This is a genomic window from Piscibacillus sp. B03 (assembly GCF_052246295.1).
Taxonomy (GTDB): Bacteria; Bacillota; Bacilli; order Bacillales; family Alkalibacillaceae; genus Piscibacillus.
This window is the reverse complement of the sequence record NZ_JBQQCO010000082.1, coordinates 1-1,650: the sequence shown is the minus strand read 5'-3', so window position 1 is coordinate 1,650 and position 1,650 is coordinate 1. Positions and strand designations below refer to the sequence as shown.

1 protein-coding gene is annotated in these 1,650 nt (G+C 34.7%); it reads left to right on the top strand.

Annotated elements, in window-relative coordinates; genetic code table 11:
• Window positions 1-290 precede the first annotated feature (290 nt).
• Window positions 291-1,463 carry a putative glycoside hydrolase gene (locus ACTWQB_RS17225; RefSeq protein WP_443140389.1) on the top strand — a complete coding sequence of 391 codons (1,173 nt, stop codon included), beginning with the start codon at window positions 291-293 and terminating at the stop codon, window positions 1,461-1,463.
• Window positions 1,464-1,650 lie beyond the last annotated feature (187 nt).

The window sequence follows — 1,650 nt, the reverse complement described above, 5'->3', positions numbered from 1 at the left end:
TTGTTTCATGAGAAGGCCTCTTTCTATATGTATTTGCCGTCGAAGCATACATATATGATAGAGTGCCTTCTCTTTTTTTACTAGTTAATTTTTGGTAATTTAACCTCGAGAACTATTTTACACTTACTCATCGATAACCAAAACTGGAAAAAAATATTTTTATACAAATTTGTTCTAAGTACTCTATTTTTTTGAAAATATAATATAATGTATTTAAAGAGAAACAACTGGGGGAATTAGACTTGAGGAGAAGTATTATTTTATTAGTGTCGTTATGGTTATGTGTGGGGATGGCTAGTTCAGTGTTGGCAGATGAAGAACAAATAGATGAGGCGGTAAAAACAGTTACGTTGCATGGAGAATTTCAAACGAATTTAACGGTAAAAGAATTACCTGATCCTTTACCTCGTTATACATATAATTCAGGGTTAAATTTTGAATATCCTGATGCTGTTAGAGGCATATACTTAACAGGGCATTCAGCAGGCAATTTTAGGTTTGAAAACCTAATAGAATATGTTAACCAAACTGAATTAAACGCTATGGTAATAGATATTAAGGAAGATAATGGGTATATTACTTACAAACTTCCAGAGGATTCACCTTTCCACGGTGCTTCTCAAAATTACATTAGCGATCCTAAATCTGTTTTAGAACGATTAGAAGAAGAACAAATTTATCCGATAGCACGTGTTGTGGTTTTTAAAGATACACATTTAGCTCATGAGAAACCGGAGTGGTCCTTCAAAGAGAATGGTCAGGTATGGACTAATGGCAGAGGAGAAGCGTTTGTTAATCCTTTCATTAAAGATGTGTGGGAATATAATGTGGAAATTGCAAAAGAAGCTGCGAAATTAGGGTTCCAAGAAATTCAGTTTGATTACGTACGATTCCCAGAAGGTTTTGAAAAACGTGATGAGATCTTAGATTATTCTCGTGGGGATTATGATAATGCTAGTCTAGATAATGTTAAAGAGCGTGTGAAAGCAGTTACTGAATTTGTTGCTTATGCTAAAGAAGAATTAGAACCATTTGGTGTTGATGTGTCTGTTGATATTTTTGGATACTCAGCGACTATAGAAGAAGCACCAGGTATTGGCCAGAACTTCTTAAAGATTTCAGACAATGTTGATGTTATTTCTTCAATGATTTATCCAAGTCATTGGGGATCAGGATACTTTGACATCCCATTTCCTGATAAAGAGCCTTACCGATTGGTCGATGAATATGCAAAGAAAGAAAATGAGATTCTTTCCCAGCTTGAAGACGGGCCAGTTTCACGACCTTGGATTCAAGATTTCACAGCTGGATGGTTGTATCCAGCAGGCCAAGTATTTACTTACGGACCAAAACAAGTACAGGATCAAATAGATGCTCTTTATGATAATGGCATATACGAGTATTTATTATGGGATGCTGGAAACACTTATACTGAAGGTGTTGACTACGATCCAGATAATTAAATAGTCGAAGGTAATATAAGAAGCTGAATTTTAGGGTGCATTCCTAAGATTCAGCTTTTCTTGAAAGATAAGAAAGTATAAAAATTGTGCCATAGAACGCTGTTCTGTGGTATTTTTTTAGTATGGATAATATTCTAAGACGCATATTTTTTGATAAACATAATCATTGGGATCGATTCGTTAACAA

Bases quoted from the DNA above. Each gene is read 5' to 3' on its own strand.
- ACTWQB_RS17225 (WP_443140389.1), top strand. From the start codon at position 291: ATGGCTAGTTCAGTGTTGGCAGATGAAGAACAAATAGATGAGGCGGTA.